This is a genomic window from Pseudoduganella sp. R-34, assembly GCF_049904655.1.
Classification (GTDB): domain Bacteria; phylum Pseudomonadota; class Gammaproteobacteria; order Burkholderiales; family Burkholderiaceae_D; genus Rugamonas.
The window spans coordinates 4,333,362-4,357,785 of sequence record NZ_CP184572.1; the positions used below are offsets into that span (position 1 = coordinate 4,333,362).

General features: G+C 66.3%; 22 protein-coding genes. 7 read left to right on the plus strand and 15 right to left on the minus strand.

All coding sequences use genetic code 11. The features are described from left to right. Positions 1-64 precede the first annotated feature (64 nt). Positions 65-928 carry a dienelactone hydrolase family protein gene (locus tag ACN9MW_RS19755; RefSeq protein WP_426162204.1) on the plus strand — a complete coding sequence of 288 codons (864 nt, stop codon included), beginning with the start codon at positions 65-67 and terminating at the stop codon, positions 926-928. Here the strand turns inward: ACN9MW_RS19755 and ACN9MW_RS19760 are convergent. Then, a complete protein-coding gene (locus ACN9MW_RS19760; RefSeq protein WP_426162205.1) occupies positions 918-3,305 on the minus strand; it encodes a penicillin acylase family protein in 2,388 nt (795 codons plus the stop codon). The genes ACN9MW_RS19755 and ACN9MW_RS19760 overlap by 11 nt on opposite strands. A 185-nt stretch (positions 3,306-3,490) precedes the next feature. Here ACN9MW_RS19760 and ACN9MW_RS19765 point away from each other — a divergent pair, with 185 nt between their 5' ends. Beyond that, positions 3,491-3,904 (plus strand): hypothetical protein, encoded by a 414-nt coding sequence (locus tag ACN9MW_RS19765; RefSeq protein ID WP_426162206.1) that lies wholly within the window; start codon positions 3,491-3,493, stop codon positions 3,902-3,904. A 34-nt stretch (positions 3,905-3,938) separates the two neighbouring features. On the opposite strand, the gene ACN9MW_RS19770 is transcribed toward ACN9MW_RS19765, so the two are convergent. From ACN9MW_RS19770 to ACN9MW_RS19795, 6 genes are all read right to left on the minus strand, one after another. After that, positions 3,939-7,190, minus strand: a complete 3,252-nt coding sequence (locus ACN9MW_RS19770) for an EAL domain-containing protein (RefSeq protein WP_426162207.1) — start codon at positions 7,188-7,190, stop codon at positions 3,939-3,941. A 19-nt stretch (positions 7,191-7,209) separates the two neighbouring features. Further along, positions 7,210-8,088 carry a pyridoxamine 5'-phosphate oxidase family protein gene (locus tag ACN9MW_RS19775; protein WP_426162208.1) on the minus strand — a complete coding sequence of 293 codons (879 nt, stop codon included), beginning with the start codon at positions 8,086-8,088 and terminating at the stop codon, positions 7,210-7,212. Further along, positions 8,085-8,696 carry a glutathione S-transferase family protein gene (locus ACN9MW_RS19780; protein ID WP_426162209.1) on the minus strand — a complete coding sequence of 204 codons (612 nt, stop codon included), beginning with the start codon at positions 8,694-8,696 and terminating at the stop codon, positions 8,085-8,087. The genes ACN9MW_RS19775 and ACN9MW_RS19780 overlap by 4 nt, the downstream gene beginning before the upstream one ends. A gap of 99 nt (positions 8,697-8,795) precedes the next feature. Further along, positions 8,796-9,935: an esterase-like activity of phytase family protein gene (locus ACN9MW_RS19785; protein WP_426162210.1), complete on the minus strand. Its 1,140-nt coding sequence runs from the start codon at positions 9,933-9,935 to the stop codon at positions 8,796-8,798. Next, positions 9,932-11,233: a DUF3422 family protein gene (locus ACN9MW_RS19790; RefSeq protein ID WP_426162211.1), complete on the minus strand. Its 1,302-nt coding sequence runs from the start codon at positions 11,231-11,233 to the stop codon at positions 9,932-9,934. The genes ACN9MW_RS19785 and ACN9MW_RS19790 overlap by 4 nt, the downstream gene beginning before the upstream one ends. Before the next feature lie 67 nt (positions 11,234-11,300). Continuing rightward, positions 11,301-12,059, minus strand: a complete 759-nt coding sequence (locus ACN9MW_RS19795; protein ID WP_426162212.1) for a hypothetical protein — start codon at positions 12,057-12,059, stop codon at positions 11,301-11,303. Between the two features lie 178 nt (positions 12,060-12,237). Between ACN9MW_RS19795 and ACN9MW_RS19800 the strand changes: the two genes are divergently transcribed. The 3 genes from ACN9MW_RS19800 to ACN9MW_RS19810 are packed head-to-tail and all read left to right on the plus strand — an operon-like array spanning position 12,238 to position 15,010. After that, entirely contained in the window at positions 12,238-13,218 is a 981-nt protein-coding gene (locus ACN9MW_RS19800; RefSeq protein ID WP_426172248.1) for a L,D-transpeptidase Cds6 family protein, read from the plus strand. A 5-nt stretch (positions 13,219-13,223) separates the two neighbouring features. Next, positions 13,224-14,444 (plus strand): L,D-transpeptidase family protein, encoded by a 1,221-nt coding sequence (locus ACN9MW_RS19805; RefSeq protein ID WP_426162213.1) that lies wholly within the window; start codon positions 13,224-13,226, stop codon positions 14,442-14,444. Then, the gene (locus tag ACN9MW_RS19810; RefSeq protein WP_426162214.1) at positions 14,414-15,010 is read left to right on the plus strand and encodes a CPBP family intramembrane glutamic endopeptidase; all 597 of its coding nucleotides are present in this window, start codon (positions 14,414-14,416) and stop codon (positions 15,008-15,010) included. Before ACN9MW_RS19805 ends, ACN9MW_RS19810 begins: the two co-directional genes overlap by 31 nt. On the opposite strand, the gene ACN9MW_RS19815 is transcribed toward ACN9MW_RS19810, so the two are convergent. Then, complete coding sequence (locus ACN9MW_RS19815; RefSeq protein ID WP_426162215.1) at positions 14,965-15,990, minus strand: GlxA family transcriptional regulator; 1,026 nt, start codon at positions 15,988-15,990, stop codon at positions 14,965-14,967. The two genes, ACN9MW_RS19810 and ACN9MW_RS19815, sit on opposite strands and share 46 nt — an antisense overlap. A gap of 65 nt (positions 15,991-16,055) precedes the next feature. Here ACN9MW_RS19815 and ACN9MW_RS19820 point away from each other — a divergent pair, with 65 nt between their 5' ends. After that, positions 16,056-16,805: an SDR family oxidoreductase gene (locus ACN9MW_RS19820; protein WP_426162216.1), complete on the plus strand. Its 750-nt coding sequence runs from the start codon at positions 16,056-16,058 to the stop codon at positions 16,803-16,805. Positions 16,806-16,808: 3 nt separating this feature from the next. Here the strand turns inward: ACN9MW_RS19820 and ACN9MW_RS19825 are convergent, their stop codons facing one another. Then, on the minus strand, positions 16,809-18,299 hold the full coding sequence (locus ACN9MW_RS19825) for an AMP nucleosidase (protein ID WP_426162217.1): 1,491 nt from the start codon (positions 18,297-18,299) through the stop codon (positions 16,809-16,811). Positions 18,300-18,342: 43 nt separating this feature from the next. On the opposite strand from ACN9MW_RS19825, the gene ACN9MW_RS19830 reads away from it, so the two are divergent. Continuing rightward, a complete protein-coding gene (locus ACN9MW_RS19830) occupies positions 18,343-19,086 on the plus strand; it encodes a substrate-binding periplasmic protein (RefSeq protein WP_426162218.1) in 744 nt (247 codons plus the stop codon). A 2-nt stretch (positions 19,087-19,088) separates the two neighbouring features. Here ACN9MW_RS19830 and ACN9MW_RS19835 read toward each other — a convergent pair whose 3' ends face one another. The 6 genes from ACN9MW_RS19835 to ACN9MW_RS19860 all read right to left on the minus strand — a co-directional run bounded on the left by ACN9MW_RS19835 (position 19,089) and on the right by ACN9MW_RS19860 (position 24,410). After that, positions 19,089-19,673: an NAD(P)H-dependent oxidoreductase gene (locus ACN9MW_RS19835; RefSeq protein ID WP_426162220.1), complete on the minus strand. Its 585-nt coding sequence runs from the start codon at positions 19,671-19,673 to the stop codon at positions 19,089-19,091. Then, positions 19,670-21,169, minus strand: coding sequence for a thymidine phosphorylase family protein (locus tag ACN9MW_RS19840; protein ID WP_426162222.1), 1,500 nt, complete (start codon positions 21,167-21,169; stop codon positions 19,670-19,672). Before ACN9MW_RS19840 ends, ACN9MW_RS19835 begins: the two co-directional genes overlap by 4 nt. Before the next feature lie 64 nt (positions 21,170-21,233). Continuing rightward, positions 21,234-21,953 carry a TorF family putative porin gene (locus ACN9MW_RS19845; RefSeq protein WP_426162223.1) on the minus strand — a complete coding sequence of 240 codons (720 nt, stop codon included), beginning with the start codon at positions 21,951-21,953 and terminating at the stop codon, positions 21,234-21,236. Beyond that, positions 21,911-23,182 (minus strand): S8 family peptidase, encoded by a 1,272-nt coding sequence (locus tag ACN9MW_RS19850; RefSeq protein WP_426172250.1) that lies wholly within the window; start codon positions 23,180-23,182, stop codon positions 21,911-21,913. Before ACN9MW_RS19850 ends, ACN9MW_RS19845 begins: the two co-directional genes overlap by 43 nt. Continuing rightward, a complete protein-coding gene (locus tag ACN9MW_RS19855) occupies positions 23,182-23,862 on the minus strand; it encodes a zf-HC2 domain-containing protein (RefSeq protein WP_426162225.1) in 681 nt (226 codons plus the stop codon). Before ACN9MW_RS19855 ends, ACN9MW_RS19850 begins: the two co-directional genes overlap by 1 nt. Continuing rightward, positions 23,859-24,410: an RNA polymerase sigma factor gene (locus ACN9MW_RS19860; RefSeq protein WP_426162226.1), complete on the minus strand. Its 552-nt coding sequence runs from the start codon at positions 24,408-24,410 to the stop codon at positions 23,859-23,861. Before ACN9MW_RS19860 ends, ACN9MW_RS19855 begins: the two co-directional genes overlap by 4 nt. Positions 24,411-24,424: the final 14 nt, after the last annotated feature.

Sequence of the window (24,424 nt, forward strand, 5' to 3'; positions counted from 1 at the left end):
GAAATGTCATTATGCACCGGTCGGAGTAGACTTGACAGCGCTAATTTACCTGGAGACCGCCACGATGACACGCCTGACCGCCAAAGACTTTGACCCCGAAGTACTGAAGCTGTTCGACAAATACGTTCATGGCCAGTTGAGCCGCCGCGAGTTCATTGCCGCTGCCGGCGCTGGCCTGCTGGCATCCCTGTCGCCGACCTTTGCCGCCCCGCTGGTGCCGGCCGACGACAAGCGGCTCAAAGCCGGCTACGCTGAATATCCCTCGCCTCAGGGCTACGGCAAGCTGCGCGGCTACCTGGTGCAGCCGGCCGCTTCCAAGGCCAAGCTGCCTGCCGTGCTGGTCGTGCACGAGAACCGTGGCCTGAACCCGCATATCGAGGACATCACGCGCCGCCTGGCGCTCGACGGCTTCCTGGCCTTTGCGCCGGACGCCCTGTTCCCGCTGGGCGGCTATCCCGGCGACGAAGACAAGGCGCGCGAACTGTTCGCGAAGCTGGACCAGACAAAGACCCGCGCCGACTTCCTCGCTGCCGTGCAGGTCTTGAAGTCGCATCCGGCGGCAAATGGCAAGGTCGGCGTGGTGGGCTTCTGCTACGGCGGCGGCATGGCCAATTACCTTGCCACCATGGTGCCGGACCTGGCGGCAGCCGTCTCGTTCTACGGCGCCCAGCCGCCGGCCGCCGATGTGCCGAAGATCAAGGCGCCCTTGCTGGTCCACGACGCTGGCAACGATGCGCGCATCCTGGCCGGCTGGCCGGGCTACGAGGCCGCGCTGAAGGCCGCCGGCGCCCGCTACGAGCACTTCGTCTACCCTGGCGTCGAGCATGGCTTCAACAACGACACCACGCCGCGCTACGATGAAGCGGCCGCCAAGCTGGCCTGGCGGCGCACGGTGGACTTCCTGCAGCAGAACGTCGTTACTTCGTAAACGCCAGCGTGTGGGCCGCAGGGCCGGGCAGTAGCGGCGTGGCTTTGCCGGCCACCCAGTCGGCATGCCCGGCCAGGAAGAACGGCGACAAAGGATGGCCGCTCTGGCCGCCCGGCATATTGAACAGGCCCTGCTCTTCGTGACCCGGGGAGACCGTCATGCGCTCGGATTGGCCGAAAGCGGGACCCGCCACGCGCGGCATATTGCTGTCGCCCGGCAGCTGGTCGGGCGGCACGCTGAGCCACTTCTTCAGCATCGGCACCGCGCCTGCAATCGGGTGCGCAATCGCGGCCGTGTTGCGCGCGCCCCAGGTGGCCGAACCCAACGGCTTGCCGCCGCTGGTCAGGTGCTCGATGGCGCGGTCCAGCGCCGCCAGCTGAAGGGCCTTCCAGTTGGCATGACCTTGCGGCAGCCAGCCGCCGGGCTGTTCATCCAGCAAGCGTCCGATGACCACCGGCCAGCGGCTGGAGGCGGCGCGCATATTGGCATCCTTGTTCAATTTGGCCAGCTCGATGTTGGCGCCGCCATACAGCAGTTCGTAGAGCGACCACATGAAGGCTCGGCTGGCGCGGTAAGCCACCGAATCGACGCTGGCACGCCCATTCCAGTTGTCCTTCAACAGGCGCGCCAGCTCGGCGCGCTGCGGCTTGCCCTTCACCGCTTCCGCATCCAGCACCGCCAGCGCGCGGTCGCGCCATTGGGAAATGAACAGTGCGCGGTCATCCAGCATCACGCCGTAGACGCCCTTCTCGTCGGCCTTGTCGCCCAGGGCTGCCAGCGCGTCGCGCGCCTGCCTGGCGCGGGCGCCCATGTCGAAGCCGCCGTCGCCCAGCTTGACCGAGTCGGAGCCCAGCAACTGGCGGCTGTTCGCCGTCACCAACTGGCCGCTGGGCGGATTGCGCACCGACGGATACACCGCCGCCGGCAGCAAGCCTTGCCAGCCGCGCGTGCTGCCGTTGGCCGACAGCGGATAGCTGGCGTCGACCGGCGTGGCGGGCCGCTGCGGCAGCGGGCCGACGATGGTCCAGCCGATATTGCCGTCGCTGTCGCCTGCCACCAGGTTCTGCGCCGGCATGCCGACTTTCGGCGCCAGCGCCAGCGCTTCGGCCACATTGTCCACTTCCTCCATATGGCGGATCGCCAGGTTGACGGCCTTCACGTCGTGCGCCACCCAGTGCACGGCATACTCGCGGCCGCCGCTCTGCATGATGGGGCCCAGCGACGTTTCACGCACCTTGAGGGTGACGGCCGGCTGGCCTTTGACCAGGATGGTCTCGGCATGCTCCGTCGGCGTTTCCCAACCGCCGGGCAGCTTCGCCTGGCCGGGCCGGTCCTTGGCCGCCCCCACTTCCACCAGGTCGACATAATCGCCATAGCTGTTGGTGAAGCCCCAGGCCACATTGCCATTGCTGCCCGCCACTACGGCCGGCACGCCCGGAATGCTGACGCCGACGATGCGGCGCGTGCTGCCGTGCTGGCCCGGCACGTGCAGCAACAGGCGGTACCAGGTGTTGGCCAGCTTGATCCCCAGGTGCATGTCGTCGGACACGATGGCGCCGCCATTGGCGCTGCGCTTGCCCGACACGGCCCAGTTATTGCTGCCGACGCCGTCGACGAATGCAGCGGCGGCCAAGGTGGCCGGCTCGCTGGCCACGCCCTTGCCCCACCAGTCCGGCGCGCGGGCCGGGATCGGCGCATCCGGTGGCGGCGGGCTGGCGGCGTCCAGCGGTGCATCCCACTGCGTGCTGGCCGGCAGCAGGAAGGCCAGTTGCTCGGCGCTGGCATGCTCTTTCAGCCAGCCGCGTGCGAACTCGCGGCCGATGCCTGTCACTTGCAGGTCGATATACATGGCCCAGGCCACCAGGAAGGAATCTTCCGGCGCCCAGGCACGCGGGCCGACGCCGACCAGGCCATATTCAAAGGGACGATTGCCAAGCGCATTCAGGCCATCGTTCACGCCTGCGGTATAGCGCTCCAGCAGCTGGCGGTCCGCCGCCGGCATGAGTTCGATCGCTTGCGCGGCGCGGGCACGGAATCGGTGCAGGCGGTTGATACGGTCGGTCTCCAGGGCCTTCTCGCCAAACAGTTCGGACAGCTCGCCGGCCGGCATGCGGCGCAGCAGGTCCATCTGGAAGAAGCGGTCCTGCGCATGCACGAAGCCGGTGGCATAGGCCACGTCGTTCCGGTCACCGCCGGAGATGGAAGGAACGCCCCTTGCGTCGCGGGTCACTGTGACGTTGCCGCTTAGTCCCGTTGCGGAACGCCGGCCATCGAGCTGGGCCAGGCTGCCGCGCAGGAAGAACCATAGTCCCAGTACGACCACCAGCAGCAGCGCCAATATTGCGAGGACAAGACGTTTCAGCCATAACTTCGCCATCGGCAACCCCATTGTTATTCTGTTGCCTTAAATCTTGCCAGAATTCCAAACGAAACGGAGCAAAAAAGTGCGGTGGGAGGGTGCTTCGTGCACGACTGGGAACTTTTCTGAGCTAGCCCTGTCCAAGCTCAAACATCTGCGCGGCAGTTTGCTACAGAGTTGGGGCATCTGTGCGGAGGTATTATATGACTGACTATGAGGCGAGAATCACGAAACTCGAAGCTGGGATGGAAACCGTTCGCGAAAGCAATGCAAACCTGTTGAGGGCTCTGGAACTGCTGCAAAGTGAGCACGTAGCACTGCGCAATCAAATTGAGCTGGGATTCGAAAAGCAACATGACCGCCTCAATGAAATGCGGGACAGAATCGACGCATTGCGAGACAGAATCGACGCATTGCGAGATGGCTTCGAACAGCAATTGGCCGAACAACGGATCTGGTCCGAGAAGAATTTTTCCGAGATAAGATCTAGCATTGAACGCGGCTTCGCCGAGAGCCGAGCCGAAGCCAGGGCCAGCACGCGCTGGCGAATCGGAACCACCATCGCCGTCATCCTCACGCTCGCGGGCCTCGCCGCCAAAGCGTTTGGCGCCTATTGAAAGACGGGAAACGTTCGCGCCTCTGGCAGGCGAGCTAAGTCCCGGTCGGGGCATGGCCATCGCCGCCATGCATCAGGGCATGGTAGCGGAACGCCTCCCGGATATTGTCGCGCAGCGCCTGGTCATCCCATGGCTTGGTGTAGAAACGGTAGATCTCGCCGCGGTTGATGGCGCCCAGCACCGATTCCAGTTCGGCATAGCCGGACAGGATGATGCGCACCGTGCCCGGATAGAGCTTGCGCACCCGGCTCAGGAACTCGGTGCCGTTCATGTCCGGCATACGCTGGTCGCTGACCACCACCTGCACCTCGTGCGTGGCCAGCATGGAAAACGCTTCCTGCGCATTGTGCGCTGCCAGGATCTGGTAGCCGTCGCGGCGCAAGAGGCGCATCAGGGACGACAACACGTTCGGTTCATCATCGAGCAGCAACAAGGTGCCCCTGCGCTGTTCCGCCGGGCGCAGCGCCGGCTGGCGCGATTGCTCCTGCTTCAGCAAGGCGGCAAAGGCTTCCGGCATGATCGGCTGGCTGAGGTGGAAGCCCTGGGCTTCGTCGCAGTTGTAGCGTTGCAGGTAGGCCAGTTGCCCTTCGGTCTCCACCCCTTCGGCAATGATGCGGAAATCCAGGCTGTGGCCCAGTGAAATGACCGAGCGTACGATGGCGGCCACCGTGGGGTCGCCCAGCATGTCGCGCACGAAGGACTGGTCGATCTTCAGGTAATCGATGGGGAACAGCTTGAGGTAAGCCAGGCTGGAATAGCCGGTACCGAAATCGTCGATCGATATGCCGACGCCGACTTTCTTCAGGCGCTGCACCGTCACCACCGCCTCGTCCGCGTTTTGCATCATCATGCTCTCGGTCAGTTCCAGCTCGAGGTATTGCGCCTGCAGGCCGGTACTGCGCAAGGCTTGCACCACCTCGTCGGCCAGGTTCTTGTCGCGGAACTGGCGCGCCGAGACATTCACCGCCACCCGCAGCGGCCGCAGGCCGGCATCCTGCCAGGCCTTGTTCTGAGCGCAGGCGGTGTGGATCACCCAGCGTCCCAGCGCTACGATCAGGCCCGTCTCTTCCGCCACCCCGATGAAGCGGCCCGGCGGAACCAGGCCCAGGGTCGGATGGCGCCAGCGCAGCAGCGCCTCGACCCCGGAGATCTCGCCGCTGGCCACGTTCATCTTCGGCTGGTAGACCAGGAACATCTCGCCGCGCGCCAGGGCGCCGCGCAATTCGTTTTCGATGGCGGCCCGTTCCACGATGCGCGCGTGCATGGCCGGCTCATAGAACTGCACCTGGTTGCGGCCGCTTTCCTTGGCGCGGTACATGGCGATGTCGGCATAGCGCATCAGCAGCTGCGGATCGGTGCTGTCGCCCGGGTAGAGCGAGACCCCCATGCTGCAGGTCACCGTACGCTCCTGTCCTGCCAGCTGCATTGGTGCCGAAATGCTGTCGAGGATCTTGCGCAGCATGGCTTGCGACGGCGTCGCCTCATGCCCGTCCAGCAGCACCAGCACGAACTCGTCGCCGCCCATGCGCGCCACCGTGTCGGTGTCGCGCACGCAGCCGCGCAGTCGGGCCGCCACGGTGCGCAGCAATTCATCGCCGGCATCGTGGCCCAGGTTGTCGTTGACCAGCTTGAAGTTGTCCAGGTCGAGGAACGCCACCCACACCGTATGGCCATAGCGCTGCGCATAGCTGATCGCCTGCGCCAGCCGGTCGCCGCACAGGTTGCGGTTGGGCAGGCCGGTCAGCGCGTCGTGGCTGGCCTGGTGCTCGAGCTGCGCCTGGTAGTCCATGGTCGAGGTCATGTCGGTCAGCACGCAGACGCGGTGCGTGTGCTGGCCTTCGCTGCCGCCGACCGGCGCCACGTGCAACTGGGCCCACCAGCTGCGGCCGTCCCGATGGCGTCCGCGCAGCATGAGCTGGACGTCGCTTTGTCCCTGCACGGCTTCGTGCAAGGCGGTGCGGGCGGCGGCATCGTCGTCGCTGGCCAGGAGCTCTTCCAGGCTGCGGCCAGCCAGTTCGCCGGCCGCGTGGCCGGTCAGCTCGGCCAGCGCCCGATTGGCATAGTTGATGGTGTCGCTGCCGTCGTGGATGGCGGTGATGGCAATGGCGTTGACGCTCGATTCCAGTGCGCGGTTATGCAACTGCAGCATCAGTTCGACTTGCTTGCGCTCCGACACGTCCTCGATGGTGCCGAGCAAGCCGATGGTGCGGCCGGCCTGGTCGTGCAGTGGCAGCTTGTTGATCAGGAACCAGTGCACGCTGCCGTCGGCGAACAGCAGGTGGTCTTCGCGGTTCAGGTGCGGCACGCCGCTGCGGATGATCTTCGCGTCGTCGGCGCGGATGCGCTCCGCGTTGTGCGACCAGGGGAAGTCGAAATCGCTCTTGCCCACCACTTCTTCCTGCGAGGCCAGGCCGGCCGCGCGCAGGAACACGTCATTGCAGCCCCGGTAGCGCAGGTCCAGGTCCTTCCAGAAGATCTGGTGCGGAATGTGGTCGACCACCAGCTGCGTCATCTCCTGCGATGCGTGCAGGGCTTTTTCGATGCGCAGGCGCTGCGTCACGTCGTGAGCGAAGACGAAACGCGCCTTGTGCCCCGCCATCAGCAAAGGGTGCGAGGAAATCTCTACCTGAATCAGGCGGCCATCCTTGCAGCGGTGGGTCCAGGTACCGGTCTGGTGTGCCGCAGCCTGCGACGACGTTGCCAGTTCGTCGCGCAGGCGTGCCAGTTCGTGATCGGGGCGGATATCCTCGATCGTCATCTCCAGGAACTCTTCTTCGCTGTAGCCGTAGACTGCCGCGGCCGCGCGATTGACCACCAGGAAGCGCAGGCTGCTGACGTCATACACCCACATCGGGTGCGGATGGTGGTCGAACAGGCGCTTGAAGCGCAGCCGAGAGCCATAGGAGTCTGCCTCGGGCAGCGGCGTGACGATGCAGCGGAAGCATTCTGGCTGGTCGCCATGGCCGGCATAGTATTCCAGCGCCAGCGAGACCGGCGTACCGTCGCCATCGCCTTCGCATAGGGCCAGTTCGCCGCGCCAGACGCCGCGCTGCGTGGCCTCGGGAATCGCGTCGTCGCGCAGTTCGGCGGCAGCCCAACTGCGGAACAGGCCGAATGCCTTGTCCCCGACGCCGAGTTCCTGCGCCAGCCGTCGCACATGGGCGTTCGCGGCAAGCACAGTGCCATCGGCATCCATCATGAAAGCCAAGTTGGGGCTGTGTTCATACACCGCAATGAATGCATCCAGCCTGGTCCTTCCCGGCGCAGCGAGAGAAGCCCTATCCATGCCACCGATGGTAGCAGAACTATTTTGCTAGGAGCGCCCATCTGAGCGGCAATGCATCTTCCCGCCACACAATCTGTTGCGGCTGGAACTCCCAGTGCCGCTCCACTCCGTCCACGACAACGCGCGCGCTTCCGCTCATCTGCAACAAGCCGCCGCTCTCAAAGTCCGGGAACACCAGCCCGGCCCGGCCATTCAGCAGTATGTTACCGAGAGTCGCAAAGAAGCGGTTGCCTTCATAGTCGGGCACCAGCAAGCTCCCCGTGCTGCTGATCTGGACAAAGCCAGGCGCACCGCCGCGATGCGAGACATCCACCCGCATCTCCCCGCCCTCGCTGGAATAGGTCGCGACAAAAAAAGTTCCCGAGCGGCCTATCAGTTCGCGCGCCAGCGCATCGAGGTGCGGCAGGCGGCGTGGCGGCAAACCCGATGGCTCGCCTGGCGTGCGCTCGAAGCGGTAGTCGCGCTGGTGGATGTACTTCGGGCAGTTGCCGAACGATTCGGCGACCGCGATCTCGAACCGTTCGCCGCTGAGCGCACGCAGGCGGCCATTCAGGCGGTTGCGGCGCCGCGTATGCAATTCGATGCCGAGCATGCCCACTGCCGCACCGTCGCGCAGGCCGGCCTGCGCCGGATCGTCGAGCTGCGCGGGCAGCAGCAGCTGCAGATGCTGCGGGTCCGGCGAATGCATGAAACCCTCTTCCCCGGCACGCAGCGTGGCCCACGGCCGTCCTTCCGCATCAACACTGCCGAACACGGCGAACGGCAACTGCGCGAAGAAGTCGCGGTGCTGGTCCGGCATGTAGTCGCGGATCACCTTGCGGCCGATCTCGTCCATGCGTTCCGCCGCGCCGAGCGTGGCCTGCAGCGCGATTTCGCCGGCGTGCCAGGGCCCGTTCATGCTGCCAGCCCGACCGCTGATTTGATGAAGGGTTGGAAGCGTGGCAGGCTTTCGACGCGCGCCAGCCAGGCGCCGACATTGGCGTAGCCCGAGAGGTCGACATCGCCCTCCGGTGCGCGTGCGATATAGCTGTACAGGGCGATGTCGGCGATGGTCGGCCAGCCGGCCGCGATCCATTCCTTGCCGGCCAGGCTGGCCTCGACCAGGGCGAGGATGCGGTGGGCGCGGGCGATGGCGTCGGCCGGATCGACCGGTTTCCTGAACAGGTTGATGATGCGCGCGGTGGCGGGCCCGTTGGCAATTTCGCCGGCGGCGACCGACAGCCAGCGCTGCACGGCAGCCGCGCCGGCCGGGTTTCGCGGCAGCCAGCTGGCATCGCCATAGCGCGTGGCGAGGTAGACCAGGATGGCGTTGGAGTCGGCGATCACCACGCCGTCGTCTTCCAGTACCGGCACCTGGCCGAAGGGATTGAGCTTGAGGAAGGCTTCGGTTTTCTGCTCGGCCTTCAGCAGGTCGACTTCGACCAGCTCAAAGTCCAGGCCCAGCAGGGAGAGGAACAGGTGGGCACGGTGGGCGTGGCCGGAAATTGGGTGGTAGTACAGCTTCATGGGATCTCCTTTCAAGTAATGATGAGAGTCTGATCCATGTCGGCGATGACGGGAATCACCACCGGCAGCAATTAACCATTCCACCCAGCGGAATAATACTCAGGGCAGCACTTCAAACAGCAGGAACTGGGTAACCTGGCCCTTGCCAAAGTTGTCGTCGCTGGCGAACACCAGGGTGGCGTGGCCGTTCGGCAGGCGCGGGCCAAAGGACATCGCCTCCAGGTTGTAGGCTCGCGGCATGGGCTGCTTGCTGAAATCATGCACCAGGCGTTTGCGCGCCGGCGTGTATTGCGCGCCCGCCAGGCCCGGCAGCGCTTTCACATCGCTGGCGCCGCGCGCATCGGTGGCATACAGGCGGACGTAGTTGATGTATGCGCCGGCGGCATCCTGCACCGTGGCGCGCTCCAGCACCAGCAGTTCGCCATCTGGCAGCGCGAGAATCTCGGAGACGCCGTTTTCGGCTTCCTTGCCCGATCCCGGTGCGGCGGGAATCGCATCCAGCGGATAAGCGAACTGGCGCAGCACCTGTCCATCGCGCTGGAACTGCGTCATGCGCAGCACCGCGCCGTGCTGCGGGGTCGCGATCGGGCCGTCTTCGTACAGCGGCCATTCGATGGAAGCCCACAGGCTGCGGCCATCCGGCGCGAAAGCCAGTCCTTCGAAGGTGGCGTTGTAGCGCGAACCGCGCTCTTCGCCCTGGTGCACCCGGAAGTTTTCCGGCAAGGGCAATTCGGCCAGCAACGCGCCATCGCGCGTGGCATGGCGGATGAAGGGGTCGAGGCCATAGCGGCGGTCGCCTTCGCTGGAATACCACATGCTTCCATCCAGCGGGTCGATGCGGATTGATTCCACGTCAGCGCGCGTGCACGCGGTGGCTGTGGCGGTAAAGTCCTTGCCGTCGGCGTTCAGGAAATAATGCAGGCCGCTGAAGCGCACAGCACGGAACGCACTGGCGTCAAAATCGAGCTCCGCTTCGTAATAGCGCGCGGGGTTGTGGGTGCAGCGGTCATCGCTTTCGACCACCCAGCGGCCGCGCGCCGCATCGTAATCGAGCCCGGAGAAACCGCCCAGCATGGTGTCCTGGAACATGGCTTGGTGTGCAACCCGCTGCTCGCCGATGAAGCGCAGCGCGCCCACCGGCGATGCCGTCGAAGCGGGTGCAAGTCGCGTGGCCGGTGCACAGGCGGCCAAAGCCGCGCCCACCGCCAGCCAGGCGAATCGACGAGCAAGGTGCATCATGCGTGGTGCAGGCGCTTGTGCATGCTGCGCAGGCCGAGCCACATGCCGACCGCCACCACCGGCACCATGATGCCCATCAGCAGCTCGGGATTGACGCCGACACCCAGCACCTTGGCGCCCTTGGCGCTATAGCCGATCAGGCCCACCACATAGTATGAGATCGCCGCCACGGACAGTCCTTCCACGGCCTGCTGCAGGCGCAGCTGCTGCGCCGCGCGCGTATTCATCGACTGCAGGATCTTGCGGTTCTGCGCTTCCTGCACGATGCCGACGCGGGTGCGCAGCAGGTCGTTGCAGTTGGCGATACGGCCGGCCAGCGCCTGCTGGCGCGCGGCGACGGCCTCGCAAGTCTTCATGGCGGGCGCCAGGCGGCGCTCCATGAACTCCTCCACCGTTGGCGTGCCCTCGATACGCAGTTCGCGCAATTCGTCGATGCGCGCGTTGACGAGGCCGAAATAAGCCTTGGCTGCGGCGAAGCGGTAGCTGGTGTCGGCCGAGACCTTTTCGATCCGCGCCGCCAGGTGGGTGATGCGATCGAGCAGCGCCTGTTCGGTGGAGCCGTCGTCGACCTTGCCGTCGGCTTCCACCAGGGCGCCGGCCAGGGTGGCCAGCTCGGCCTCCACCTGGTTCAGTTCCGGTGTCGCGTTTTGCGCGACCGGCAGGCCAAGCAGGGCCATCATGCGATAGGTTTCGATTTCAAGGACGCGCTGCACCAGGCGGCCCGACTGCTGTTCGTGCATGCCGGCGTCGCAGATCACGAAGCGGCTGAAGCCATCGGCATGGATGGCGAAGTCGGTCCACATCTCGCCGCCGTTCATCACCTGGCTGCCCGCCAGCGGGGCGCCCTGGAACAGGCGTTGCAGGCTCTCCGCGAAGGCGTGCTGCATGCCGCCCGGCCGCCCAAGCAGCACGTGCGCGGCCACCAGCACCCTGCCCTGCAGCTGCAGCAGCCACTGCTCCGGCAGATGGCGCGAAGGCATGTTGCTGAAGGCCTCTTCCGGCAGCGGCATGCTGGCCACTGTTTCGGCGAAGGTGAAGGTGGCGAATTCGGTGTGCAGCTCCCACTTCAGGCGGAAACGGCCGAAATCATGGGTAAAGTACTTGCCGCCTGCGGCCGGCGCCGCCACGCCGAAGTGTCCGCACAGCCCTGCCAGCAACTCTTGCTGTTCCTCCTCGCCCATGATGGCGAAATGGGACAGCAGGGTCGGCGCATCCAGTTTCAGGAAGGGGCGCGAGTGGATTTCGGCAGCGAGGGGCACGCGCTGCGCGTGGTTCAGGCTGGAAAACACGATACTCATTGGGCTGGGCTCGGTAATGGGGGAGTCCAGATATTAACATTGTTGTTACCACAAGCCCTGCGGGGGCCTAAGGCTGGGCAGTGAAGCGCAGGACCAGTTGGCCGCCGGCTGCCGCCATGATGGGCTCCAGCCACAGGAAGACGGGCGGATCGCCGCAGCCCAACCGCAAGCTGGCGGCATCGGTGGCAAGTTCGAGCACGCGGCCCGTGGCAGGGTCGAGCAGGCGCAGCGAAGCCGCGCCGTTTCCGTGCTTGTCCAGGAGGTAGCGCGCCTGCCCTGGAAATTCGGCCAGCGGGCGCGGCGAACGGCAATCCCATGGCGTGCCGGCCACGTCGCGCTCGTGTTCACCGGCCGGTACGACGCGCGTTGCGCCTACCTCCAGCTGCTGGCCGAGGACATCGCCCTCGCCGGCCATATTCAAGGCGATGCGCAGGCAGACGGTGGCCGAAGCGGCTGCCGGCGCCTGGCAATGCAGCGTCAGGCCGTTCGCCTCATCCAGCAGATAGGTCGCTAGCACCGCTTGCGGGCCTGGACTGGCCAGGCGCAGGCCGACGCTGGCATCTTCCACCAGCGGCATGGCGTGCCAGGGCACCCGGTGCAAGGCGCGCCCCGGCGCCGGCAGCAGGTGGATGCCGCAATCGGGCGCCGCGCCATGGATGACGTTGGCGAGCCGGCCACGCCGGTCGGGTGCTTGCAGCTTGGCAATTGCACCGCCCAGGGTAGTGATCCTGGCTTCCATTCCGTGGCGGTTGCAGAGCGCAAAAATGAACAGCGGCAGACCCTCCGCCGTATGCCCCGCGTCCTCCTGCGTAATACTTAGTTCCATCTTCTAAGTATATTCAGCCCCCTGAGTTTTGATAAAATGGTTCTTTATTTCCCGTCGGCAAAATAAATAAATGCAGGCATCGCAAATTTCCTCTCGTACAGCCCTTGCGCTAGGGGCCGCGCTATTAATCGCGTGCTTTTCCGCGCAGGCCGATGAGGTCGCAGATATCAATAAAATGATGCGCAGTGGACAGCTGCCAGCCGCCTTGGCGAAGGTTGATGTTGCGTTATCGCAACGGCCAAAAGATGCGCAATTGCGATTTATTAAAGGGATGATTTTGTCCGAACAGGGCAAAACAGCCGATGCAATTAATGTTTTCCAAAAGCTGACGGAAGATTATCCCGAATTACCGGAACCTTATAACAACCTGGCCGTGCTGCACGCCTCGGGCGGCAATTACGATAAGGCCCGCGTGGCACTGGAACGCGCGATTCGCACCAACCCGGCTTATGCCACCGCCCACGAAAACCTGGGCGATGTCTATGCCAAGCTGGCCAGCCAGTCTTACGACAAGGCCATGCAGCTGGCCGATCCGAGCCAGCAGCCGCCGCAGAAGGCCAAGCTGGCAATGGTGCACACCTTGACGCCGAAAGGCGGAGAAGCTGCCTCGCCGCTGGCTGCAATCGCTGCGGCGCCGGCGCCCGCGCCTGTCAAGGCGGCGGCGCCTGCCGCGGCGCCGGTCCCGGTCGTGGCGCAGGCCAAGCCCGTGGCAAGCGCCCCGTCCGCCGCGCCGGCTGCAGCTTCCGCACCAGCTCCCGCCCCGGCGGTACAATTGGCAAAAGCTGCTCCGAAGGCTGAGCAGGTACAGAAGGAAGACGCCGATGGCGCCGATGTCATCAAGGCTGTCGATAGCTGGGCCAAAGCCTGGAGCGCGCAAGACATGAAAGCCTACCTGAATGCTTACGGCAGCAATTTCCAGACGCCGAAGGGCCAGAACCGCAAAGCCTGGGAAGCCGACCGTACCGCCCGCATCGAGGGCAAAGGCCACATCAAGGTAAGCGTCGAGGCACCGCAAGTGACGGTCAACGGCAATACGGCGACCGTGAAATTCCGACAGAAATATGTGTCGGATCGCCTCAGCACCACGGGCCGCAAGACACTGGTGTTGGAAAAGCAAGGCAAGAATTGGCTGATCAGGCAAGAGCAGTCGGGGGGCTGATGGAGATGTCGAAGCGAGCAAGTGCCAGCGCCGCTGCCGCGCTGTTGGCAGCATGCGCCGTGCTGGCGCCAGCCGGCACCGGCATGGCCAAGTCCATCCATCCAGCCGAAGCCCCGCGCGCCCGGCAGGATGCCGAAATCATGCTGCTTGAGATTTACAAGAATCTGCGCGCCAGCCAGCTCCAGGAGGCGATGGCCAAGGCCGACGCACTGGTGCAGGCTTACCCGAATTTCCGCGTCGGCCACCTGATTCGCGGCGACCTGCTGCTGATGCACACCAAGCCGGTGGCCCAGCTCGGCGCCGGCGCCAGCGGCCCGGCCGACAAGCTGAAAGACTTGCGCGACGAAGCGCGCGTGCGCCTGCAAACCTTGGTGGCGCGCCCCGGTCCCGAACTGGCGCCGCGCTCCGTGCTGCAGCTGCGCGCCGACATGCGCCATGTGCTGGTGGTCGACGCCACGCAATCGCGCCTGTACGTCTACCAGAACAACAACGGCGAACTGAAACTGGTCACCGACTACTACATCAGCCAAGGCAAGCTGGGGGTCGACAAGTTCCGCGAAGGCGACCAGAAAACCCCGCTCGGCGTCTACTACATCACCGGCCGCGTAGCGGGCCCCAAGCTGCCCGACTTCTACGGCGCCAGCGCGCTGCGCATCAACTACCCCAACGAATGGGACCGCCTGAATGGCCGCAGCGGCGGCGGCATTTTCCTGCACGGCACGCCGGCCGACAATTACAGCCGCCCGCCCCTCGCTTCCGACGGCTGCGTGGTGCTGACCAACGACGATTTGCGCAAGCTTGAAAACACCGTCGATATCGGCAGGACGCCGGTAGTGATCGCCGACCACCAGGAGTTCATCAGCAAGGCCAAATGGGATAACGAGCGTTTTACCGCGAACCGCCTGGTCGAATCCTGGCGCGCCGACCTGGTCAGCGCCGACAGCAAGCGGCTGTTGAAGAATTATTCGGGCAAGTTCAAGTCGGCCAATGGCGAAGACCTGAAGACCTGGTACGAAAAAGACATGCGCCCGCTGGCCAGCGTGAATGGCCTCAGCGTGTCCCTCAGCGAAGTCACCATCTTCCGCTACCCGAGCCGCGACGATATGCTGGTCAGCACCTTCACCCTCGAATCGAAGATCGGCAAGAACCGCTCCACCCAGCGCAAGCGCCAATACTGGGCGCGTGAAGGCAGCGAGTGGAAGATCATCTTCGAAAGCATGATCTGAAAATCCCCCTGCGCACGCAGCTACTGAGTTGCGCCGCGCTGGCCGGCATCGCCCTTGCCATCCTCCTCTTCCGGCGCCAGCGGCTTGCCGCACTGCTGCTGGGCGGCTGGCCATGGTGGCAGCAAGCGCTGGCCGGCATCGCGCTGGGGCTGGCCGCCGGCGGCATGTCGGCCCTGACCACATTGCGCAAGCCCCATGCCGAAGCGGTGCAGCGCACCGCCGCCAGCTATACAAGGCTGGACCTCAGCGGCTGGAATCCCCTGTGGATTTCGCTTGCCGCCGGGGTTTCGGAAGAACTGCTGTTCCGCGCCGCGCTGCAGCCGCTGGCAGGCGTCTGGGGCGCCAGCCTGCTGTTCCTGCTGGTGCACGCCGGCGCCTACGACTTCCGCCGCTTCGACCGCGCCGCCCTGTGGCAGGCCAGCGGCGTATTCGGCATGGGCGTGCTGCTCGGCTTCGCCTTCGACTACATCGGCTTGCTGGCCGTGATGATCGCCCATGCGCTGGTCGACATCATCGGCCTTTACCTGGTGCGCCGCATAGCGGAAGGCGCAAAGCGCTTGCGGTAATCGCTGGGAGAAACGCCCAGCTTGCGCTGGAAGACGGTGCGCAGCCGTTCTTCATTGCCAAACCCGCACAGGCGCGCCACCTGTTCGACCGTGCGTTGCGATGCCTCCAGCATGCGCCGCGCAGCCTCAAGCCTGAGTGCCTCGACGCCCTTGGCCGGCGTGCGGCCGGTCTTCTCCTTGTACACGCGCGCGAAGTTGCGCGGGCTCATATTCACCTGGCCGGCCAGCACTTCGACGGGCAGCTCCAGCGTCAGGTTTTCCATGATCCACAGGTGCAGGCGTTCGAAGGTATCGCCGCCCGCCTCCTGCGCCAGCAGCAGCTCGCTGAACTGCGCCTGGCCGCCGGGGCGCTTGAGGAAAACCACCAGTTCGCGCGCCACCTGCATCGCCACCTCGTACCCGCAATCGGCCTCCACCAGCGCCAGGGCAAGGTCGATGCCGGCTGTGACGCCGGCCGACGTCCATACCGCCTCCTGCCGCACGAACAGCGAGTCGCGGTCGATGTCGACGGCCGGAAAGCGCTCCTGCAGCAGGTCGCACATCGCCCAGTGCGTAGCGGCCCGCTTGCCGTTCAACAGGCCGGCCTGCGCCAGCAGGAAGGTGCCGCTGCAGACCGATGCCGTGCGCCGCGCGCGGCTTGCGGCAACCGCTAGCCAGTCGCTCAGCTCCCGCAACAACGATTGCACGCGCGGCATGTCCGGCGAACCGGGAACGATGATCGTGTCGATCTCCTGCAGGAGGAAGGAAGACAGCGGCTCGGTCGCCAGGGCCATGCCTTCGGCGCTGCGCACCATGCCGCCGGCCAGGCTGGCGACCCGGCGCGCATAGCCTGGCAAGCCGCGTTCGCGCATGCGTTTGTCGGCGGCCCAGAACACGGTCTGGGGGCCGCTCAAGTCCAGCAGGCCCACCTCTTCATAAGCCAGGAACAGCACCAGGCGTTCGCCCTGCATATTTGGCAGGAAATTAGGGGTATTCGTCATTCCTGCCGATTCTCGCCGTCCTAAGATGGTCTGTCAACGTGACAGCAACCCATAGGAGAAAAACCATGAAAATCGTAGTCATTGGCGGCACCGGCTTGATTGGCGGCAAACTGGTCAAGCTGCTGCAGGCAAAAGGCCATGCAGTGCTGGCGGCATCACCGGGCACCGGCGTCAACGCCGTTACCGGCGACGGCCTGGCCGCCGCACTGGCCGGCGCCGAAGTCGTGGTCGACGTGGCCAACTCGCCGTCGTTCGCACCGGCCGACGTGCTGGACTTCTTCCAGAAATCCAGCCACAACCTGGGCAAGGCGGAGAAAGAGGCTGGCGTGCGCCATCACGTGGCGCTGTCGATCGTCGGCACCGACCGCTTGCCGGAGAATGGCTACTTTGCCGCCAAGGTGGCGCAGGAGGAACTGGTCAAGCAAAACGGCGTGCCTTACACCATCCTGCGTGCCACGCAATTCATGGAATTCCTGGCCGCCATCGGCCAGTCGTCGGCAGTGGAAGGGACCATCCGCCTGTCGCCGGCCCTGATCCAGCCAGTGGCGGCCGACGACGTGGCGCAGGCGCTGGCCGATGTGGCGCTGGCCGCGCCGCTGAACGGCACCAGCGAACTGGCGGGCCCGCAAGCCTACCCGCTGGAGCAGATCGTGCGCCGCGCGCTGGCGGTGGCCGGCGAGACGCGGCCGATCGTGACCGACCCGCAGGCGCCCTACTTCGGCTCAGTCCTCGAACATGGCAGCCTGGTGCCTGCCGCCGATGCCAGGCCGCGCCTCGGCGCCGTCAGCTACGAAGCGTGGCTGAAGCAGCGCTAAGCCTTACTGGAAGGCCACCTCGGCGAAGCTGCGCAGCTTGCGGCTGTGCAGCTTGTCCGAGCCGAGGCCGCGCAGCAGTTCCAGCGCGCGGATGCCGATGCGCAGGTGCTGGTCGACGCGGTCGCGGTAGAACTGGTTGGCCATGCCGGGCAGCTTGATTTCGCCGTGCAGGGGCTTGTCGCTGACGCACAGCAGCGTGCCGTAGGGGACGCGGAAGCGGAAGCCGTTGGCGGCGATGGTTGCGCTTTCCATGTCCAGCGCCACGGCGCGGCTCTGGCTGAAGCGGCGCTCCGGCGTGCGCTGCGGCAGCAGCTCCCAGTTGCGGTTATCGGTGCTGGCCACGGTGCCAGTCCGCAGCACACGCTTCAGGTCATGGCCGCCCAGCTGCGTCACTTCGGCCACCGCCGACTCGATCGCCACCTGCACTTCGGCCAGGGCTGGAATCGGCACCCACAGCGGCAAGTCCTCGTCCAGCACATGGTCTTCGCGCACGTAGCCGTGGGCCAGCACGTAGTCGCCCAGTTGCTGCGTGTTGCGCAGACCGGCGCAGTGGCCCAGCATCAGCCAGGCGTGCGGGCGCAGCACCGCAATGTGGTCGGTCGCAGTCTTGGCGTTGGCCGGGCCGACGCCGATATTGACCATGCTGATGCCGCTGCCGTCGGCGCGCACCAGGTGGTAGCCCGGCATCTGCGGCAGGCGCGGCGGCGCCGCGCCCAGGTCGTCGCCCGGCTGCATGGCGTGGCCGACGCGGCGCGTGACGATATTGCCCGGCTCGACGAAAGCCACGTAGCCGTCGCTGTCCGGACTGGCCATCAGCTCATGGCCCAGGCGCACGAATTCGTCGATGTAGAACTGGTAGTTCGTGAACATGACGAAGTTCTGGAAATGTTCGGGCGAAGTGCCGGTGTAATGGCGCAGCCGCTGCAGCGAATAATCGACGCGCGGCGCGGTAAACAGCGACAGCGGCTGCGCCTCGCCCGGCGCCGCTTCGAACGTGCCGTTGGCGATGCCGTCGTCCATGGCAGCCAGGTTGGGCAGGTCGAACACGTCGCGCATCAGCAGGCGGCGCTCGGCGCTCAGGCTGCCCTCGATGTGGTCATGCTCGGCAAAGGAGAAGTGGATCGGGATCGGCTGGGCGCTCAGGCCCACTTCGATCTGCATTTGCTGCTGGCCGTGATTCTTCAACAGCAGGCGGAATTGTTCGGTGTAGTAGCCCTCGAACAGGTCGGGGCGCGTCAGCGTGGTCTCGAAGGCCCCGGGGCCGGCAACAAAACCGTACGACAGGCGCGAATCGGCGCGCGCCACGGTTTCCGTCTGTACCCGCACATACGGGTAGCAGGCGCGCACGCGCTCGGTAGGCGTTTCGCCCTCGACAAAGCGTTGCAGGGATTCGCGCAGGAAGCGGATACTGTCGTCGTAAATCGCCCGGACCTGGGCCAATGCTGCGGATGGATCGTCAAACATGCGGGGTGCTACGTGGGGACGGCTGAACATCGTGCGACTCCTTTCTGCTGTTGCCCCCTATTATAATGGCAGCATGTGGCAGAAATATTTCATCGGGTTGCTGGCGACCGCCGGCGCGGCAGGAGCGGAGGCGGAAGCGCCGCTGACCGTGGCCTGGCGCGAAAAGCCGCCCTACTATTATTTTGACGAAAGCAAGGTCGCGAAAGGCTTCATGCTGGAACGCGCCAGGCAGGTATTCGCCGCCGCCGGCGTGCCGGCGGTCTTCGTCAACGAGCCGCAAAAACGCATCTGGGCCAATTTCAACCACGGCATGCCGAACTACTGCTCGATCAGCTGGTACCGCCTGCCCGAGCGCGAGGCCGTGGCGCAGTATTCGGTTCCGGTGCACGCGGACCTGCCGCACGCCGTGCTGGCGGTGCCGGCGGTGGCGGCCCGCATCCGGTCGCACCCCAGCCTGAAATCCCTGCTATCGGACAAGTCGCTGACGCTGGCCGTAATCGACGGTGTCTCCTACGGCCCGGAACTGGATGCCCTGATCAACACCAGCCAGAACCGCATCATGCGCCGCACGGTGGAAACATCGGCCATGTTCCGCATGGTGGCCTTCGGCCGCGCCGACTACCTGTTCGTGGACCGCGAGGACTGGAACTACCTGCGCCTCAAATTCCCGGAATTGCAGTCGCTGGTGCTGATCGATTTCGCCGACATGCCGCCCGGCCTGAAGCGCTACATCGTCTGCAGCCGCGACGTGCCGGCCGACACAATGGAGCGCCTGAACCGCGCCATCATGGCGCGCAGCGATACCCCGCGCCGCTAACTTCAGATTCCCTTGGCGCCCAGTACCCGCATGCGCTGGCGCCATGCCGCCACAGCCCCGGCATCCATCTTTCCGGCGCCGCCAACCAGCGTCTTGCGCACCGGCTTGATACCGACGAAGTTCAGGATATTGCGTTCCAGCGATTTCAGGCTGTGGGCGCCGAAGTACCAGCGATAGAACAGGGCCGGCATGCCCATCGTCACCACCACGCGTGCGCTGCGGCCGGCCAGCAGCCCCGCTTGCAGCGGATTCTTGGCTTCCCGCGCCAGCGCGAAGCCGGGCCGCGCCACCTGCTCCAGGAATGCCTTCAGGCTGGCCGGCATGTCGCCCAGCCAGAGCGGATAAACGATGACGATATGCAGCGCATCCTCGATGGCGCGCTGCATCGGCGCCAAGGCCGGCGGCACCTCGCCTTCTTCCCATTCATGCGCGTTGGCCAGCATGGGAAACGCCAGCGTTGCGGGCGTAACGACCTGCACCTCGTGGCCGGCCGTGCGCGCGCCATCGACGTAGGCTTCGGCCAGCGCGTGGCACAGGTGCCCTCCTGCGGGATCGGGGTGCCCCTGGATCACGAGGATCTTGCTCACGCATCCTCCACGGTGACCAGGTTGCTTTGCGCTTCGGCGTATTCCAGCGCGTAGGCCAGCTCGCCCGGCGTGTCGGCATGGATCGCCAGGATCGGCTGCCCTACTTCGAGCCTGCCGCCCAACGGCGAAAAGAATCGCACGCCAGCAGCGGCGGCGCGCGGCGCGCCGGCCAGCTTGGCCAAGGTGGCCAGCTTGCGGTTGTCGATGGCGACCACGCGGCCGGCATGGCGCGCTTCCAGCACATGGGTGCAGGCCGCGACAGGCGGCTGGCGCAGGCCGCCCTGGGCCGCGCAGATGGCCTGGAACTTGGCCCAGGCGGCGCCGCTATCGAGCGTCTGCGCGGCCAGCGTCATGCCTTCGCCGGGGGCGGCGCGGCCGCCCAGTTCCAGCACGCCTGCGGCCAGCGCCAGCGCGCGCTGGCGCAAGTCCTGCGGCGCATCGGACGCACCTTGCAGCACCGCCAGCACGTCCATCGCTTCCAGCGCCGGGCCGATGCCGACGCCGACCGGCTGGCTGCCGTCGCTGATGACGCACTTCACGGCCAGGCCCAGCGCCCGCCCCGCCCCCTCCAGGCGCTCGGCGAGCTGGCACGCGGCCTGCCCGGAGCGCACCTTGGCCGTGCGTCCGACCGGGATGTCGATCAGCACATGGCTGGCGCCGGCCGCCAGCTTCTTCGACAGCACGGAGGCGACCAGCAAGCCATCGCTATCGAGTTCCAGCGGGCGTTCGACGCGGATCAGGACATCGTCGGCCGGGCTCAGTGTCACGCTGCCGCCCCAGACGATGCAGCCGCCTTCCTGCTGCACCACGCGGCGCATGGCGTCGATGCCGATCGCCACCGGCGCCAGGGTTTCCATGGTGTCGGCCGTGCCGGCTGGCGAAGTGATGGCGCGCGAGGAAGTCTTGGGCATGGTCATGCCGCAAGCGGCGACGATCGGCACCACCAGCAGCGTGGTGCGGTTGCCCGGCAGGCCGCCGACGCAATGCTTGTCCACCACCACTTGCGACGGCCAGTGCATGCGCTCGCCCGCCGCCGCCATAGCGCGCGTCAGGGCGATGGTTTCCGCCAGGTCGAGGCGGTTGCCGGAACAGGCGGTGATGAAGCTGGAGAGGTGGATGTCCGGATAGCGCCCGCCGGCGATATCGGCAATGATGGCCTGGGCCGCTGCGTCGTCCAGCGGCCGGCCGTGGATCTTGCCGCGCACCGCCGCGAACGATGCCAGCGGCGCCGGGTGGCGCACGCTGACCGGCGCACCCGGCGCCGCAGCCAGCGCTTCCCAGGCCGCCTCGGACAGGCCGATGTCCTGCTCGTCCAGCAAGCCGCCGTCAACCACGTTCAGCGTGGCGGCGACGACCTGCGCGCCGCATTGCAGCTCGATGCGCGCTTGCGCTTCAAAGCCTTCCGCCAGGCAGACCTTGCAATCGCGCCGCATGTAGGCTACCGGCTGCTGGTAAGTGTCGATGCCGAGCCGCCTGGCCCGCAATGCATATCCCATGTGTCACTCCTTTCGCCCAGCCTATGCGATAGCACCGGCGCACGGAATGACCTGGATCAAAATTTCAGAAGCCTCGCGCCAGGCCTAGCACCACTTTGCTGCGCACCTTGCTGGACGGTGCGCTGGCGGTGCTGCCGTAGCCGGCGCCGGTTCCCTGGCGGCGCAGGCGGGCCGCATCCAGCGAGAGCTGCATCTGCCAGCCCTCCACTGACGTGCCGACGCCCATGCGTCCTTCCGCGCGGTTGCTGGCTGCATTGCCCGGGGCCGACAGGTAGCCGCCGCGCCAGAAATAGCGCCAGCTGGAGCCCAGCGCGCCGCCGCCATTGAGTTCAGCATATACCGTCCGCTCGCGGAAGCCGAGATAGTCGGGCGAATAATGCAGTCGCGCCGAGTAGTTTTCGAATGCCAGGCCGGCGAACACTTCGCGGAAATTCCAGTCCGGCGCGCCGTGGAAGGCGTAGGCCGACATGCCGGCTTCCCATGACAGGCCGGACGGCAGGCGCTGCGCATAGCCGCCATATCCCAGCCACTGGGCTGTGCGGTGCGATTGCGGCGCCAGTTGGCCGCTGACCACCTGGCCACCGGCGAACCAGCCATTGGCGCCATCGACATCGAGCGAGAGCCGCGCCGCCGGCTTGCCGGAACTTAAGGAGATGCCGCGGTACATATAGTCCGATACGATGCCGGCGCTGCCGCTCACCTGTGCCTGCGCACTCGCTGCAAGGATGCAGGCCAGCCCGGTCAGGGCGAACGTGCGAGGTTGTCGGAGGAAGGGTTGGGGCATGCGCAGGAACATTTACCGGTAATGCGCATGATGGTGGCGCAAAGATCTATCCCCGTCAACGGTGCGGGACCGCTATTGCGCACGATGCCCTCGTGCAGGCGCTCGCCGCTTAGCTGCGGCTTGAGTTCGCCGATCAGGGCGAGCATGCCGCTGACATGCGCGGCCGCGTAGGAGGAGCCGGACACCATGCCCCAGCGCGCGCCGGGCATGGTGGTCGGCACGTCGCGTCCCGGCGCCAGCAGGCATTGGCCGCCATGGCGCGGCGCATCGTCGGCAGCGACGGCAAACACGCCGGGACTGTTGGCTGGAAAGCCGCCATCGCCACGCGCCGGATCGATCGCGCCGACCACGCGGATGCCGCGCGCCTGCGCCACGCCGACCAGCTGCTGCAACAGGCGGTCCTGCGGCCCGGACAGGCTCAGGTTGATCACTTGGGCATTGTGCAGCAAGGCATAGTTGAGAGCCTTGGCCAGGGTGAAGCTGTTGCAGCGCGTGCCGCCGTCGGCTTGCCAGCAGGCCCGCAGCGCCATCAGCCGGGCTTCCGGCGCCACGCCGGCGATGCCGATGCCGTTGTCGGCGCGCGCGGCGATCACGCCCGCCACCGCCGTACCGTGCTCCTCGGCGACGTAGGACTGGCCGTCGACGAAGTTCTCCTGCACCGCCACCTGGCCGGCCAGGTCGGGGTGGTTGGCCTCGACGCCGCTGTCGATCACGGCCACCAGCACCTTGCGGCCGGTGGCCGACTTGCGCACCTGCTCCAGTTGCCAGGGCGCGGCGGCGGGCTGCACGCGGTATAGCGGGTCGCCCGAGGCGCCGGAGCCGCCTTGCGCGCTGAAATCCTGGATCGCCTGCGCCCAGGCGACACGGCTGTCGCGCGACAGGGCTGCCAGCACGGCCGACGGGTCCTGGCCGGCGGCAAGGCGCATGCGATAGCAATCGACATTCAGGGCCGGCATCGGCCAGTCTTCCATCATTTGCAAACCGTGCTCGCGCGCCAGGGCGGCGGCAATGCGCTGGCGCGCCAGGCGGCCCGCATCGTCGCGGTAACTGGCGCCGCTATAGCCATCGACCCGGAAATGCGGCGCCGGCAAGTGCAGCATGACGAGGATTTCGCTGGCCCTGGCCGCGGGCGCCGCGACAGCGTCCGGCCTGGCCTGCGCCGCTGCCTGCGCGCCGGGCGGACCTGCCAGTGCGCACAGCGCCCAAACAATCATGGCGGCCCAACGCATCACTGACCGCCCTCCGCTGCCAGCGCTTCTGCCAGGTCCACGGCGGGATCGGCGCGCAGGGCTGCCAGCACTGGCGCGCGCTGCGCCGGTTCGACATTGAGCAGCCAGGCGCCGGTGGCGGTCGGGCCGCCAACCAGGTGGGCGCCGGAGGTTTTCAACAGCCGCTGCACGTCCTGCACGCTGGCATGCGGCTTGAACACCACCAGCACGTCGGGCGTGGCCGCCGGTGCGCTGCCGAGCGCCTTGTATGCAGGCGGCGCGCCGGACGGCAGCATATTGGCTGCCAGCACGACAATCACGGCTGCCTGGGCGGCGATGGCCCAGCCCTTCCAGTCGCCGGGCCCGCGCAGCCAGTCCAGCAAGGCACTGGCGAAGCGGGACGACGCCGGCACGACGGGGGATGGCTTGGCGACGGGCTGGGCCAAAGGGGACGGCGCCTCGTCCAGGCGCGGCATCAGGCGCGCCAGGGCGCGCTCGGGGTCCAGGCCGGCCGGCAACGGAGCTGCCGTTTCGATCAGGCGGCGCTGCCAGGCCAGCTCGGCGCGGCATTCGGGGCAATCGCGCAAATGCTGCTGCACGCGTGCCGCCTCGCCGTCGGCCAGCGAGCCGGCGGCATACCAGGGCAGCAGTGCCTGCATGTCCTGGTGCTCCGCAACGTTCGATGGGTCTTGCGTATTCATCGTATCTCTTCCAAATGATCGGACAACATGTCCTTCAAGCGCAGCCGGGCGTGGAACATGCGCGTCTTCACGGTATTGACCGGGCAGCCGATGGTCTCGGCGATCTCCTGGTAGGCCATGCCGTGGTAATAAGTCAGGCAGACCACGGCGCGCTGCTCCAGCGGCAAGGCGTCCAGCGCGCGGCCGACGCCGCGCTGCAACTGCAAGGCCGCCAGCGCATGCTCGGGCTCGTGCCATTCTTCGCCTGCTGCATCCGGCGCGTCCTCCAGCGGCTCGTCCAGGCCGCGCAGGGCTTTCAGGGCCTGGCGATAGGCAATGCCGAAAATCCAGGTGGAGACCTTGCTGCTGCCGTCATAGCTGGAAGCCTTCTGCCACACCACCAGCATGGTGTCGTTGACGATTTCTTCCAGCAGCGGCACATTGCGCGTCATGCGGTCGAGGAAACGGGCCAGGCGCGGGAAGTAGGCGCGATACAGGGCCTGGAAAGCCAGGCGATCGCCGCCTCCTACCAGCCGTACCAGCTCACCGTCGTCCACGTCCCCTGTCACTCCCGCCCTCCTGC

Bases quoted from the DNA above. Each gene is read 5' to 3' on its own strand.
- ACN9MW_RS19755 (WP_426162204.1), top strand. From the start codon at position 65: ATGACACGCCTGACCGCCAAAGACTTTGACCCCGAAGTACTGAAGCTG.
- ACN9MW_RS19760 (WP_426162205.1), bottom strand. From the start codon at position 3,305: ATGGCGAAGTTATGGCTGAAACGTCTTGTCCTCGCAATATTGGCGCTG.
- ACN9MW_RS19765 (WP_426162206.1), top strand. From the start codon at position 3,491: ATGACTGACTATGAGGCGAGAATCACGAAACTCGAAGCTGGGATGGAA.
- ACN9MW_RS19770 (WP_426162207.1), bottom strand. From the start codon at position 7,190: ATGGATAGGGCTTCTCTCGCTGCGCCGGGAAGGACCAGGCTGGATGCA.
- ACN9MW_RS19775 (WP_426162208.1), bottom strand. From the start codon at position 8,088: ATGAACGGGCCCTGGCACGCCGGCGAAATCGCGCTGCAGGCCACGCTC.
- ACN9MW_RS19780 (WP_426162209.1), bottom strand. From the start codon at position 8,696: ATGAAGCTGTACTACCACCCAATTTCCGGCCACGCCCACCGTGCCCAC.
- ACN9MW_RS19785 (WP_426162210.1), bottom strand. From the start codon at position 9,935: ATGATGCACCTTGCTCGTCGATTCGCCTGGCTGGCGGTGGGCGCGGCT.
- ACN9MW_RS19790 (WP_426162211.1), bottom strand. From the start codon at position 11,233: ATGAGTATCGTGTTTTCCAGCCTGAACCACGCGCAGCGCGTGCCCCTC.
- ACN9MW_RS19795 (WP_426162212.1), bottom strand. From the start codon at position 12,059: ATGGAACTAAGTATTACGCAGGAGGACGCGGGGCATACGGCGGAGGGT.
- ACN9MW_RS19800 (WP_426172248.1), top strand. From the start codon at position 12,238: ATGCGCAGTGGACAGCTGCCAGCCGCCTTGGCGAAGGTTGATGTTGCG.
- ACN9MW_RS19805 (WP_426162213.1), top strand. From the start codon at position 13,224: ATGTCGAAGCGAGCAAGTGCCAGCGCCGCTGCCGCGCTGTTGGCAGCA.
- ACN9MW_RS19815 (WP_426162215.1), bottom strand. From the start codon at position 15,990: ATGACGAATACCCCTAATTTCCTGCCAAATATGCAGGGCGAACGCCTG.
- ACN9MW_RS19820 (WP_426162216.1), top strand. From the start codon at position 16,056: ATGAAAATCGTAGTCATTGGCGGCACCGGCTTGATTGGCGGCAAACTG.
- ACN9MW_RS19825 (WP_426162217.1), bottom strand. From the start codon at position 18,299: ATGTTCAGCCGTCCCCACGTAGCACCCCGCATGTTTGACGATCCATCC.
- ACN9MW_RS19830 (WP_426162218.1), top strand. From the start codon at position 18,343: ATGTGGCAGAAATATTTCATCGGGTTGCTGGCGACCGCCGGCGCGGCA.
- ACN9MW_RS19840 (WP_426162222.1), bottom strand. From the start codon at position 21,169: ATGGGATATGCATTGCGGGCCAGGCGGCTCGGCATCGACACTTACCAG.
- ACN9MW_RS19845 (WP_426162223.1), bottom strand. From the start codon at position 21,953: ATGCCCCAACCCTTCCTCCGACAACCTCGCACGTTCGCCCTGACCGGG.
- ACN9MW_RS19850 (WP_426172250.1), bottom strand. From the start codon at position 23,182: ATGCGTTGGGCCGCCATGATTGTTTGGGCGCTGTGCGCACTGGCAGGT.
- ACN9MW_RS19855 (WP_426162225.1), bottom strand. From the start codon at position 23,862: ATGAATACGCAAGACCCATCGAACGTTGCGGAGCACCAGGACATGCAG.